Source organism: Roseibacillus ishigakijimensis (genome assembly GCF_016595415.1).
GTDB classification, from domain to species: Bacteria; Verrucomicrobiota; Verrucomicrobiia; order Verrucomicrobiales; family Akkermansiaceae; genus Roseibacillus; species Roseibacillus ishigakijimensis.
On sequence record NZ_JAENIO010000014.1, the window covers coordinates 38,139 to 49,829 of the forward strand.

General features: G+C 60.8%; 10 protein-coding genes. 6 read left to right on the forward strand and 4 right to left on the reverse strand.

The window, feature by feature from the left end:
- Positions 1-44 precede the first annotated feature (44 nt).
- The gene (locus JIN78_RS07265) at positions 45-935 is read left to right on the forward strand and encodes a diacylglycerol/lipid kinase family protein (protein ID WP_200391287.1); all 891 of its coding nucleotides are present in this window, start codon (positions 45-47) and stop codon (positions 933-935) included.
- Entirely contained in the window at positions 932-1,789 is an 858-nt protein-coding gene (locus JIN78_RS07270) for a metallophosphoesterase family protein (protein ID WP_200391288.1), read from the forward strand. Before JIN78_RS07265 ends, JIN78_RS07270 begins: the two co-directional genes overlap by 4 nt.
- Positions 1,790-1,879: 90 nt before the next feature.
- Here JIN78_RS07270 and JIN78_RS07275 read toward each other — a convergent pair whose 3' ends face one another.
- Together JIN78_RS07275 and JIN78_RS07280 are read right to left on the reverse strand one after the other, a co-directional pair.
- A complete protein-coding gene (locus JIN78_RS07275; protein ID WP_200391289.1) occupies positions 1,880-3,295 on the reverse strand; it encodes an alkaline phosphatase in 1,416 nt (471 codons plus the stop codon).
- A 233-nt stretch (positions 3,296-3,528) separates the two neighbouring features.
- Complete coding sequence (locus JIN78_RS07280) at positions 3,529-3,819, reverse strand: 4a-hydroxytetrahydrobiopterin dehydratase (protein WP_200391290.1); 291 nt, start codon at positions 3,817-3,819, stop codon at positions 3,529-3,531.
- A 127-nt stretch (positions 3,820-3,946) separates the two neighbouring features.
- Between JIN78_RS07280 and JIN78_RS07285 the strand changes: the two genes are divergently transcribed.
- The 3 genes from JIN78_RS07285 to JIN78_RS07295 all read left to right on the forward strand — a co-directional run bounded on the left by JIN78_RS07285 (position 3,947) and on the right by JIN78_RS07295 (position 6,234).
- A complete protein-coding gene (locus JIN78_RS07285; protein WP_200391291.1) occupies positions 3,947-4,396 on the forward strand; it encodes a hypothetical protein in 450 nt (149 codons plus the stop codon).
- A 41-nt stretch (positions 4,397-4,437) separates the two neighbouring features.
- A complete protein-coding gene (locus JIN78_RS07290; protein WP_200391292.1) occupies positions 4,438-5,151 on the forward strand; it encodes a L,D-transpeptidase in 714 nt (237 codons plus the stop codon).
- 84 nt (positions 5,152-5,235) lie between these two features.
- The gene (locus tag JIN78_RS07295; protein ID WP_200391293.1) at positions 5,236-6,234 is read left to right on the forward strand and encodes an AAA family ATPase; all 999 of its coding nucleotides are present in this window, start codon (positions 5,236-5,238) and stop codon (positions 6,232-6,234) included.
- 30 nt (positions 6,235-6,264) lie between these two features.
- Here the strand turns inward: JIN78_RS07295 and JIN78_RS07300 are convergent, their stop codons facing one another.
- Positions 6,265-7,122, reverse strand: a complete 858-nt coding sequence (locus JIN78_RS07300) for a 50S ribosomal protein L11 methyltransferase (RefSeq protein WP_234037857.1) — start codon at positions 7,120-7,122, stop codon at positions 6,265-6,267.
- 187 nt (positions 7,123-7,309) lie between these two features.
- Between JIN78_RS07300 and JIN78_RS07305 the strand changes: the two genes are divergently transcribed.
- Complete coding sequence (locus JIN78_RS07305; protein ID WP_200391294.1) at positions 7,310-10,696, forward strand: sulfatase-like hydrolase/transferase; 3,387 nt, start codon at positions 7,310-7,312, stop codon at positions 10,694-10,696.
- 111 nt (positions 10,697-10,807) lie between these two features.
- On the opposite strand, the gene JIN78_RS07310 is transcribed toward JIN78_RS07305, so the two are convergent.
- On the reverse strand, positions 10,808-11,686 hold the full coding sequence (locus JIN78_RS07310; protein ID WP_200391295.1) for a PEP-CTERM sorting domain-containing protein: 879 nt from the start codon (positions 11,684-11,686) through the stop codon (positions 10,808-10,810).
- Positions 11,687-11,691 lie beyond the last annotated feature (5 nt).

An 11,691-nucleotide genomic window follows, 5' to 3' on the forward strand; every position in this document is an offset into this window, starting at 1 on the left:
CTCAGCAATTGGCAGCCTCTCTCAACGGAGGCGCTAGAACGTCCATGCACCCGATCATCGTCATCAACACCTCTTCCGGCTCGGGGGAATTTGCCGAGAGGAGCAAGCAAGAAGAAATCCTCGCCCTTTTTCGTCACCATCATTCCGGGGCCGAGCTGCGGGCGGTGGGGCCGGAGAGTTTTCAGCAGACCATCCAGGAAGCCCTCGCCGGTCCTTACGACACCATCATCGTTGGCGGTGGCGATGGCTCCCTCACCTCCACCGCCCAATTGGTGGCGGAAGCAGACAAAACCCTGGGTGTCATTCCCCTGGGCACCTTCAATCTGGAAGCGCGCGATCTCGGAGTTTCCCTCGACCCGATGGAAGCAGCCGCCCAGCTGGCCACCGCAGGCCGGGAACGCATCGACTACCTCATGGTCAATGACCACATCTGCCTCTGCGCCCTCATTCTGGGCTTTTACCCCGCTCTGGCGGAAATGCGCGAAGAGTATCACGGCAAGGCCTGGTGGCAGAAGTCGCTGCGCACCTTTTACGAAACCTCCGTCCTGGCCACCGAGACCCCCGCGCTCCACCTCCAGCTGCAAACCCCACAAGGCCTGATCGAGCGCGAGAGCCGCATGACCGCCATCTCCCCCGGGCCCTACGCGGAAGAGTTCGGCCTCATTCCCAAGCGGGACCAGCTTTCTTCAGGCCTCATCCATGCCTACGTCTCTTCCCATCTTTCCCGTAAGGAGTTGCTCGCTGCCTCCCTCCACTTCATCTCCGGGCAATTGAGCACCACCGAAAATCTGGAAATGGTCACCGCGACCGAGATGACCATCGCCACCCCCGGGAGCGACGAACTTCCTCTCATGATCGATGGCGAGATCCTCACCCTGCGCACTCCTCTCGACATTCAACTCCGTCCTCAAGCTCTCTCCGTTCTGCGACCATGAGTTTCACTCTCCTGCACTACTCCGACCCCCACTTCGGGGCTTCCGTGGCCGAAATCTCCAAAGCCGCGGTTCAGATTGCCCACGAACTCGAGCCCGACCTGCTGGTGATTTCCGGGGACTTTGCCATGAAAGGCCGCCGCCGGGAATTTCAAGCCGCCCGCGAGTGGTTGAGCCGCTTGCCCGCCCCCCGCCTCGTCATCCCGGGCAATCATGATGTCCCCGCCCTCAACAATCTCTGGCAACGCTTTTTCGCCCCCTTCAAGCGCTACAAACACTTTATCCATCCCTCCCTGGAGCCCTCGCGCGACCTCCCCGGAGTGGGAAAACTGGTCTCCGCCAACTCCAACCTCCCCTTTGGCTGGCACCGGGACTGGTCCCACGGATTTCTCAATCCCATGCAAGCCCAGCGCATCCATCGCGAGCTCCTCGGGGTGCCTGCCGAGCGCTTGCGTCTCCTCACTCTTCACCACCCCCTGCTGGCCGCCAAAGACAAGGAACGGGCCTTGGTCGCCCCCCTCCCGCTCGTCAGCAAAATGCTGACGGACAACGCTATCGACCTGGCCCTGACCGGGCACTTCCACCAATCCTCTCTCGCCCTCTTTCCCGCCAAGAATTCCGAGCGAAAAATAGTAGTCTCGCAAGCGCCATCCATTTGCTCCACCCGGCGCAAGGGAGAGCCCAATGGCTTCCACCTCCTCCACCTCAGCCCCGGGAAAATCTGTGGCGAGCTCTTCCAATGGGAGGGCAAAAAATTCCTCCGCCAAAGCGCGCACCGTTTTTCCCGCACCGCCGAAGGCTGGCAGGAAGACCTCCCCGCCCGGCCAAGCGGCTCTTCCCCCGATGAGAGGTGCTAGCAAAGCAGAGAAGCGCGCTCCAAGATTTCCCGTCCGAGGCGGAAGAAAGCGCGCTCCGGACCGGGAATCCTGACCGTGAAACAACCGATCTTAACCAAGCAATAGGCCCAGAATGCGGTCACGCACACTGTCATTGCGGATCAGCCCGGAAAATTGCTCCGAGCCTGCTCCGAGAGCGCTCAGCTGGGTGGGATCGGCGGTGTGACTCACCCCGGTCCAACCGGTGCCAGTGTGATTCCCCACCATCTGCCCCAGCAGTCCCGCCGGATTGTTCAGCTGGTGACTCCATTCGATCACTTCCCGACCGCTGATTGAATCGAGCACCGCCTCCGACTCGGCTTGGGTGGGCTGGAAGCCGCAAGTATTCTCCACCAGCTTTTGCCAATCCTTCACGCCCCCTTCTTTCTTCTTCCACCGGGCCAAGAGTTCCTCGTGGGAAGCCTTCAGCTTGGCAACATGCTCGAAGTGCTGGTTGGTCTGGGTGTAGCGGGCTCCGGTGCCGTTGAGAGCGGGATTGGCATTGCCGTGATCGCTGGTCACCACCACCAGGATGTCGTCGCGGTCCGAGACCATTTCCAGCACCTTGGCCACCGCATCGTCGAAGGCCAGCTGATCGTGGAGCAGACCGCCGATATCGTTGCCGTGCGCGGCGTGGTCCACCCGGGCACCCTCCACCTGGAGGAGAAAGGGCGCTCGCCCGGAGAGAAAACGCCGCAGCGCCACCGAAGTCATTTCCGCCAGGGTGGGCACCTGCTTTTGCAAAGCTGCACTCTGATTACGGTCCAAGGAATAGGGCAGGTGACTGTCCCAAAAAGTGCCCAGCAACTTGCCGCGACCCGCCCGGAAGAGTTCATCCCGGCTCCCCACAACCTGATAACCGGCTTTCTCGTAGTCCGCGAAAAGGTCTCTGCCGTCCTTGCGGTCGCCAGCCTTGAAGTGGCGCGTGCCTCCTCCGAGCAGAATCTCAGCCCGATCAAGGAACTGGGGGGCAATGAAATCCTCATCATCGCGACTGGGCGAATTGGTGGCAAAGCCAGCCGGGGTGGCATGGGTCACCCGCGAAGTGGTGACTAGGCCGAGACGCGCCTTCTCCTTGCTCAAGGTCAGCCCAATGGGCTCAAGGTTGGCTCCCTTGGCATCGACACAAATTTGTCCATTGGGCACGCGCTGGCCCGAGCTCCAGGCGCTCGATGCCGCCGCCGAGTCCGTGACCAGAGAATTGAAGGAAGGGGTATCCATCAAGCCGTGGGCCGCAGTGGGGTGACTCAGCAGCTGCCACCAAGCGGTTCCCTTTTGGCGAATCTGCTGGGAAAACGCCTCCGCCATGGGAAGCACCCCTTGACTCATGCCATCGGACACCATGAAGACAATCCCGGTGGGCCGCTGGCCCTTCTTCATTTTTTCCTCAGCGCGCGCGGAACCAGAAAAGAGGAAACTCCCGACTCCGGCAGAGAGGCTGGCTTGCAGAAGATGGCGACGATTGAGTGAAAAGTTCGACGATTTCATAGTGGTGTGTGTGGGCCCGGGGCCATTGTCCGCCCAAGACCGGGTGCTCTTGGGAAAGGACTTGGCACGCTGGCACCTTCCTTACGGGCAGAGAAGAGACACCATTTCGTCTCGTTTCAGGAGGGCGCAATTCCGATTGCGTGACAGAGCTGTCACCGAAGAAGAATGGCCCCGCAATCCTGACCGCAAGGAGGGCAAATCTCCTCGGGCAAGGCTAGGGAAGGAGGGAGCACTCAATCGATGAGATTGTCGATGCGCTGGGCCATCTCGATATCGGCCGGAGTCACTCCGCCTTCATCGTGGGTGGTCAGGCGGAAGGTCACCTTGGAATAACGGATATCAATATCCGGATGATGCTGGGCCTCCTCGGCTATCTCCGCAATATCATTCACGCAATCAATCGCTTCAGTGAACTCTTCAAATTCCACGACGCGGTAGATTTCCTTGCCGCTGTCACTGATTTCCCATTCCGGATGTTTTTTGAGAGCCTGGGCCAGCTCTTCGTCTCTAAGCACGTCTGACATTGTTGATCTGATTTGGGGTTCGCTCCGCAAAGTGCGCCCTTCCCTCCCCCTTTGGCAAGTTTCTTTCCGCCCCCATCCCCCGATTTTTCTGACTTTTCAGGGTGGCGATCGGGTCTAAGTTACCGCCATGAAAATCCTCCTCCCCATCCTGGCCCTCGCCACGGCCCTCCTCTTCTCCAGTTGCGGAACCTCCAACCCCACCAGCCGCATCGAGAAGAACCCCCACCTTTACAATCAACTCTCCCTGGCTGAGCAGGAGCTCGTCTCCCAAGGGCGGATTGAAAAAGGAATGTCTCCCCACGCCGTCTACCTTGCCCTGGGCTCGCCCGACCGCCAGTTGGAGGGCGAGGCCGATGGGGTCCACACCATGCGATGGGACTACACCAGCCTCTACCCGGTCTATCACAACCATGTCTACGGCTACTGGGGCTCCGGCTACGGACGCTATGGCCGCTATGGCCACCGGGGTTATCACGGCTTCGGCTATGCCCCGACCATTGAATATGTGCCGGCCCGCTCCGGCACGGTCTGGTTCGAGAACAATGTGGTGAAATCTTGGGAGCGGGTCCGCCGTTAATCTCCTCACACCTTCACCCCTCTCTTTTCCCGGACCCAAACATGCGATTCCTGACCTTCAGCAGCTCCGCCGTCATCCTCGCGAGCTGCTTTCTCCTTTCCGGCTGTGGCGCGACGACCTCGACGAGCAACGCGCGCAATCCCCGCCTCGCAGCCTACCAGAACTTTGACGCCGAAGCCAAACTGCCCGAGAACCGGTCGGCAGTGGAGGTGAAAGTCTCCCTTCGCAAGCAAGCGGCCTACGTCTTGGAAGACGGCAAGCCCCTACTCATCATGCCCGTCTCCATTGGAGCCCGGAGCACCCCCACTCCCCAGGGGAACTTCACCATTTTGCGCAAGCTGACCCGGCACCGCTCTCCCCGCCACGGGTGGGCCTACAGCGCGGCGGGATATGTGCAGGAAAGCGAAGCCGGCGCCCAACCGGGTGGTTGGAAATTCACCGGTCATCCCCTGCCCTACTGGTGTGAGTTCGCCCCCGGCCTGGGCTTCCACACCGGCTGGTTGAAGGCGGAGCCTTGCACCCGGGGCTGTCTGCGCCTGCACGAGAATATCGCTCCCAAATTCTACCGCCTCGTCTCCAACGGCACCCCGGTGAGCATCGCGGAGAGCCAACCCGAGGACGCCCGCCTCGGCCGCAAGGTGCGCCGCCCCCCTTATGGCGAGCACCTCGATGACTACTCCCCGGCTCTCTACATCAGCGATGATTACTTCACCCGCCACCAAGCCCCCACTTTCCACTCCGGTTGGCTGCGCTGAGCCCTCCGCCTGCTGGTCCCCGCAAATTTTTCAAACATTACCGGTTCACCCCATCGTTGATTCCCTGTAGAGATTCCCTCCGAAATGGCTGACACAACTACCGACACCCAGAAACTCTCGGACGAAATTGCCGGGTCCTCCCGCTGGATCAGCGACGTGCGACAGGAAATGTCCCGCGTCCTCATCGGCCAGAACCAGCTTGTAGACCGCCTTTTACTCGGTCTTTTGTGCAACGGCCACATCCTACTGGAAGGCCTCCCCGGCTTGGCCAAGACGCTCGCCGTCAACACCCTTTCTTCCTGCTTCCAGCTCCAATTCTCCCGCATTCAGTTCACTCCCGACCTACTTCCGGCCGATTTACTGGGCACCCTAATCTATAATCCCCAGCAGCAAAAATTCGACCCCAAGTTGGGGCCCATCTTTGCCAATCTCGTGCTTGCCGACGAGGTCAACCGCTCCCCCGCCAAGGTGCAGGCCGCGCTCCTGGAAGCGATGCAAGAGCGCCAGGTCACCCTGGGCGACACCACTTACCCTTTGCCCGAGCCTTTCCTCGTCCTGGCGACCCAGAACCCCATCGATCAAGAGGGCACTTACACCCTGCCCGAAGCCCAGCTCGACCGCTTCTTGCTCAAAGTGCTCGTGGACTATCCCAGCAAGGAAGAGGAAATGAAAGTCCTCGATCTGATGGCCAACACCAGCAAGCCCCCGGCCGTGAACCCGGTGGCCGAGCCCGCGCAACTGGCTGCCAGCCGCCAGCTCCTCAACCGCATCTACATCGACCCGGCGGTGCGCGAATACATCGTGGATCTGGTTCACGCCACCCGTTCTCCCTTGAAGTATGACCAGGGTTTGGTCCCGCTCATCCGCGCCGGGGCCTCCCCCCGGGCCACCATCAACCTCGCCCTCACCGCCCGGGCCCACGCCTTCATGAACTCCCGGGCCTACGTCACCCCGCAGGACGTCAAGTCCCTCGCCCCCGAGGTCCTGCGCCACCGCATCCTCCTTTCCTACGAAGCAGAGGCCGAAAACATCTCCACCGATACCCTCATCAGCCGCCTTCTCTCCAAAGTGCCGGTGCCCTGAAGAGGCTTGGCGGCTGAGTGGAAGAGGCCGCTACCCCACGCGCACCCCGCGCGCGGTGGTCCACTTCCCCCGCGGCAAGGGCTCGGCAAAGACAAGCCCTTCCCGCTCTCCCGCCTCCCGCACCGCAGGCCACTGCTCATTGAGAATCCCCGAGACGATCAAGACTCCCTGGGGCTTCACCCACGGCACCATCCGGGGCATGGCGGCAATGAGCACATCGGAAAAGACATTGGCCACGGCCACCTCAAAGCGTCCCGCCGGCTCCCACTCGAAGATGTCGCCCACCTCCATGACCGCGCGCCCATCCTCTAGCGACAGGCCATTCCGTTCACAGTTCCGCCGGGCCACCCCCACCGCAGTCTCATCATAGTCCATGGCCGCAATCCGCTCCGCCCCCAGGTGCCGGGCCGCAATGGCCAGCAAGCCCGAGCCACTGCCCAAGTCGAGAAAATCCCAGGAAGTGCCCCGGCGCTGGCGGGCCTCGTCCACCAGTAGACGCAGACAAGTCGCCGTCGTCGGGTGATCCCCGGTCCCGAAGGCCATCTCGGGCGGCACTGAGATGACATGGCGGTCCCCATACTCCTCGCGCAGCTTCTCCAAGGCCGGACCATCCCCTTCCATCGTGACCACGAGCTCGTTCCGAATCTTCAAGGGCGGCTTCACCACCGCCGACTTGGCCACCCAGTCCTCTTTAACGATCTTGCGCACCGAGCCACCCCAGTAGTCACGGAGGGTCTCCGCTTCTTCCTCGCTTTCGTTGTAAACCTCAATTCGCAAGTTTGCTCCGCCCTTCAGCAAGGTAATGACCGCATTTTGATTGCCGTAGAAGCGCTCTTCCCAGGCATCCATCCACTTGACCGCTGACAACTTTGACCAGACCCAAATCATTGCCTGACTCTAGGGAAAGACCACCGCGAGAACGACTGCAAAATGGAGCCAGCCCCGGGAATCCCGCCGCGCCGCCCTCCCCCAGACGAAATTTCTCCAGAATTGTGCACGCTTTGAGCTAGAAAGAACTCTTTTTACGAAGCTTCGGGCTTTCCAAACCAAACGATAATCGTTACAGACAAAAGAAATGAGAGTATTCCTAATTGCCGCTAGCTACCTAACAAGCCTGGTGAGCGCCGTTGCAGAGAAGCCCAACGTCATCGTCCTCATCTCCGACGATGCCGGATATGCGGACTGGGGATTTATGGATGACTACCTGCAGACCCTCAATCCCGGACAGGCACCGTCGCCCGTCCCCACGCCCAATCTGGACGCCTTGCGGGCCCGGGGAGTGCTCTGCACCAATGCCTACACCGCTCCAGTGTGCTCCCCCTCGCGCGCGGCCATCGTGACTGGCTCCTACCAGAATCGCATCGGCTACGAGTTCAACATCAACAATTTGACCAGCCCCACCGCGCAAGACGGACTGGTTCCGGAGGCGGTCACCATCTTTGACCGGATGAAGGAGGCGGGCTACACCACGGGAGCGATTGGCAAATGGCACCTGGGTGCCCGCGACGATTCCGCCGGACTCGGCAACCGACCCGAATACAAGGGAGTGGATGAATTCCATGGAATCTGGCGCGGCTCCCGGAACTACGAAGTCGGAGCCGAGACGGTGACCCGGGCCCTGCGTTCCACCATTCGCGAGCCCTTCTCGGACACGGTCTTGGAAACCTCCGCCCCGTGGAATGTGGATGCGAATCCCTCTTCCTCCGCCCGTCCGGACCTCAACGCCTACATCACCAATGGCTTTGGGGAAGGAGCACTCCAGTTCATCGACCGCCACTACGAGGATGAGGACCCCTTCTTTCTCTACGTAGCCTTCACCGCGCCCCACTCGCCCATTGGGGCCTCGCCGGATATCGACGATCCGCGCTTGGCCGGGCTCAGCGGCACCCGCAAGAACTACGCTTCCATGGTGCTCACCATGGATAAGGAAATCGGCCTTCTCATGGATAAAATCGCGGATCCGGCCGGGGATGGCTCCGTGGACTTGAGCGAGGAAACCTACTTCATCTTCATCAACGACAACGGGGGAGCCTCGGGAATCGGCACGGTCAATACTCCCTTGAATGGCTGGAAGGGCTCGGTCTACGAGGGCGGCACCCGGGTGCCCTTCCTGATGGCCGGTCCGGGAATTCCCGCCCAGTCGACCTTTCACCATCCCATCCATTCCATCGACATTCTGCCCACCTGCCTGGGGGCGGCCGAGGCTCCTTTGCCCGGAGGCATGGACGGAGTGAATCTGCTGCCCTACTTCCGGGGCGAGCGCACCTCCGCTCCTCATGAGACGATCACCATTCGCTCCGGGGAAAAGGCCAGTCTCCGGCACGGCGATTGGAAACTCGTCAAGGCCAGTGCGAGCTCCAACTTCGCCCTCTACAACCTTGCCCATGACATCAGAGAGGCCAACAACCTCATCAATGAGGAGCCCGAAATCGCCTCCTCCTTGATCAGACACCTCACCGCCTTCGAGGCAAAGAACGACAAACCGCGCCATGCCGGCTTGAGCGACGAACCCGATTCCATCAACCTCAATGATCGTTTCGTGTTTGCCCCCCAACCCAGCAACGACCTCATCTTCACCTCCGAAGAGACCTTAGTGGGAGGCAGCCTGCGCAATGGCGACTTCAATGCCAGCAGCGGTCTCAGTACGAAAAGCTTCGAAGACACGCCGGAGTGGTTCAATGCCGAGAGCACCAGTCAGACCACCGTCGCCACGCGAACGGATCTCACCTTCGACGGCTCCCGCAATGCGGTCATCGCGGAGAGCCCGGGCCGGGGCTTTGGCCTCGACACCGGCCACACCCTGGAGGGAGGAGAGAACTTCCGGGTCCAATATGTGTGGGCGGATGCCTCCAACTGGAGTGACAACCTGGACCGCATCCGGGTCTCCCTCTTCACCACCTCCGACGACACCGCGACGGGCGAACGAACCCTGATTCAAGGCCTGGATTCCCAGCTCTCCCGCAGCAACAGCGATTATCAGGAAGAGAGCGCCCTTTTTTCCCCCATTCCTGCTTCCGCAGCCGGGAAGCGCCTCTTCGTGCTCATCGACTCCGCGCAACTGGGTTCCGGCTTTGCCCGACTGGATAATTTCGTGCTCGAGCGCGGCTCGGTGGAGGCCGACCTTACCGAAGCGACCACTCTCTGGAACAAACCAGGTGCCTGGATGGATCCGGACACCAATGCTCCCGACACGCTCCTGACCAGCGACTTCTTTGCCAACTGCGTTCTCGACTTTCCCGCCCGGGAATCCTTCTCCTATGCAGCCCAGAACAATCTCACCCGTCTCACCGGGCTTCCTGCCATGGTCAACCGCATCGATTTGTCGGGTGAGTTTGCGGGCGACACGCCGCAATCCTTGCGTGTGAACGGAGCCCCCCTCTTTCTCGTCAACGACCTCACCAATCAGCCCCCCACCATCGGGCTGACGACCACCGGGGCCGACTTCGAGGCCCGCCTGGAACTGCCCCTCGAAGTCTATGGCGACCTCTTGATCACCGGTGATGGCGACGCGCAATTCACTTTGGCGGGAGCCGTCACCGAGTTCGAACCTCTGAGGGGTCTGCGCAAGGAAGGCTCGGCCACCCTCACTGTGGAGACGGCCCCACAATTGACCGGCACCACCACCCTGGCGGGCGGCACCCTCCTCGTGGCCGACGGAGTGAACTGGGAGCATTCCAAGATTCACGTGGAAGAAGGAGCCACTCTCGGCGGCGGCGGGACCATCAGCAGTGCCCTTTCTGGCAACGGGACCCTTTCGCCAGGCGCATCCATCGGGACTCTGACCGTGGCCAACGATCTCGCTCCGGGGCGCTTGTTGCTGGAAGTTGACGGGGCGGATAGCGACCTCCTGCAAGTCACAGGCACCCTCGACCTCGCTCAAAGCAAACTCGTCCTGAGCGACTTGGGCCAAGGATTCACCGAAGCCGCCTACCCCCTGATCGCCTACGGCTCCCTTTCTGGAGAATTCCAATCCGTGGAAGGCCTGCCAGCAGGTTATGAGCTGAACTACGCCTACCAAACCGCGAACGACGCTCCGGTCGTCGCTCTGGTCGCGGTGAGCAATTCACCCTACGAAACTTGGATCCAGGAAGCGGGGGTCAGCGAGGCCCTCGCCGACTTCTCCGCCGATGCCAGCGGTGACGGAGTGCCCAATGGCATCGCATTCTTCCTCGGTGCCCCCCACCCCTTCACTCCTCTGACCGACTTTCTCCCCCTGGTCGACCGGGAAAACGAGGGAGGGCGCCTCATTTACCGCTATCGTAAGGCCCAGCCACTGCCGGAAATCGTGCAACACAGCTCCGACCTCCTCAGCTGGCATGAAGCCGTGGCCGGTGAAAATGGAGTGAGCCGGGAAGTTTCGCCCGACCACTACGGCCCGGACATTGACGAAATCCGCTTCTTCTTTCCCGAAACTCTGATCGAAGACGAACCCCTCTTTCTCCGCCTGCAGGTCACTCCTTGAGCTTTCCGCGTATTGGGATCCATGGAAAAAGCCGTCCCTGCCTAAGGGACGGCTTTTTTTATTGGCTGACAAGAGAAGCAGCCTCAACTCTCGTCAGGAACCCAAAGAAGCTCACTTCTTGCGGCGGGCCAGCGCGAAAGGCAGGGCCCCCATGAGCAGAAGAACACTGGAAGGCTCGGGAACAACCGTTGCGGTCAAAGTTCCTCCCTCATAGAGCATTTCGATGCTCTGCCCGGCATCCAACCCGCTGGCGGTGACCGTGGAAAACTCGCCCACATAAGTCGTGATGCCATTGATCAGCTCAAAACTGCTGCCCAGGCTGGGAGCAGTGGCGAAATTCAAATCGATCCCAGATCCCCCGCCCAGCAAGAGAACGAGAGATTGCCCGGTCAAGCTGAAGTGCTGGAAAGAAGCGTCGAAGTCAAAGGACACGGTGCCATTCTGCACCATCAATTCATCCTGGGTGTTGCCCACATGAACGGTGGTCGCCCCAAAAGAGAGCGTGCCCCCATTAACGGAAATGGCCTTGGAGGCTTGGAAATTCGCTCCCGAAGCGAAACTCACCGAGCCCCCTCCTTCCACGAACAAATCCGCCCCCACCCCAGCCAAGTCCAGCGTGCCCCCGCTGCCGATGAGAAGAGAGCCGCCATCCACGATGACATCGCCATAGCCTCTTGAGCTTGAACCACTGCTTCCGGCCCGCAGCTGGAGCTCGTGCGAACCCACGGTGAGGCTGCCATTGATGGTCATGTAGAAACGCCGCCCGGTCTCGGTCTGATAGTCGGCGGACATGATCACATTGGCTCCAGCCGGAATGATCCCTTCGTCATCATCCCCGGCAGCAGCCACGGTATCAGGGAGACCATTGTCCCAATTGCCCGCGTCGTTGAAGTCCGAACTGGTTGTGCTGACAAAGGTCGTCGCCGCAGGTAGCGAAAGCGATCCCGCAGTGAACAAAGCCAGTCCGATGAGTGTGTGTGTTTGTTTCATCTAAT

Excerpts from the sequence above, each read along its gene's own strand:
- JIN78_RS07265 (WP_200391287.1), top strand. The coding sequence starts at position 45 with ATGCACCCGATCATCGTCATCAACACCTCTTCCGGCTCGGGGGAATTT.
- JIN78_RS07270 (WP_200391288.1), top strand. The coding sequence starts at position 932 with ATGAGTTTCACTCTCCTGCACTACTCCGACCCCCACTTCGGGGCTTCC.
- JIN78_RS07275 (WP_200391289.1), bottom strand. The coding sequence starts at position 3,295 with ATGAAATCGTCGAACTTTTCACTCAATCGTCGCCATCTTCTGCAAGCC.
- JIN78_RS07280 (WP_200391290.1), bottom strand. The coding sequence starts at position 3,819 with ATGTCAGACGTGCTTAGAGACGAAGAGCTGGCCCAGGCTCTCAAAAAA.
- JIN78_RS07285 (WP_200391291.1), top strand. The coding sequence starts at position 3,947 with ATGAAAATCCTCCTCCCCATCCTGGCCCTCGCCACGGCCCTCCTCTTC.
- JIN78_RS07290 (WP_200391292.1), top strand. The coding sequence starts at position 4,438 with ATGCGATTCCTGACCTTCAGCAGCTCCGCCGTCATCCTCGCGAGCTGC.
- JIN78_RS07295 (WP_200391293.1), top strand. The coding sequence starts at position 5,236 with ATGGCTGACACAACTACCGACACCCAGAAACTCTCGGACGAAATTGCC.
- JIN78_RS07300 (WP_234037857.1), bottom strand. The coding sequence starts at position 7,122 with ATGATTTGGGTCTGGTCAAAGTTGTCAGCGGTCAAGTGGATGGATGCC.
- JIN78_RS07305 (WP_200391294.1), top strand. The coding sequence starts at position 7,310 with ATGAGAGTATTCCTAATTGCCGCTAGCTACCTAACAAGCCTGGTGAGC.
- JIN78_RS07310 (WP_200391295.1), bottom strand. The coding sequence starts at position 11,686 with ATGAAACAAACACACACACTCATCGGACTGGCTTTGTTCACTGCGGGA.